This is a genomic window from Vibrio sp. 704 (genome assembly GCF_033339295.1).
Map to the genome: position 1 here is coordinate 1 of NZ_JAWOUH010000756.1, position 579 is coordinate 579.

At 44.9% G+C, this 579-nt stretch carries 1 protein-coding gene; it reads left to right on the forward strand.

Annotated elements, in window-relative coordinates; genetic code table 11:
• Nucleotides 1-579: DUF2959 domain-containing protein (locus R7R24_RS28930; protein ID WP_318120489.1), on the forward strand; the 579-nt coding region annotated here is incomplete at both ends.

A 579-nucleotide genomic window follows, 5' to 3' on the forward strand; every position in this document is an offset into this window, starting at 1 on the left:
ACTTTAACAGGGTGTCAATCTGCGTATTACTCTGCGATGGAGCAAGTGGGCTACCATAAACGAGATATTATGGTTGACCGAGTGGAAGATGCCAAAGAATCACAACAAGAAGCACAAGAAGAATTCACTAGCGCACTTGAAGCCTTATCAGCACTAACCAATTTTGACGGTGGTGAATTAGAAAGCGTTTACAACAACATCAATGACAAATACGAAGACAGCGAAAAAGCCGCTCAAGATGTGCGTGACCGTATTGCTGCAATCGAAGATGTCTCTGATGCACTGTTTGAAGAATGGCAAGGCGAGTTAGACTTGTACACCAGTGCGAAACTGCGCCGCTCAAGCGAACAAAAACTGCGTGAAACCAAAGCCTCTTACAAAACCATGCTCAGCGCAATGAAGCGTGCAGAGAAAAAGATGACGCCAGTGCTGAACACACTGCGTGATAATACGCTGTATCTAAAACACAACCTCAACGCGAGTGCGATTGGTTCTTTGCAAGGCGAGTTCTCTAGCTTAGAGAAAGACAGTCAATTTGCCATCAAACAAATGAACGAAGCGATCGCTGAATCGGATAAG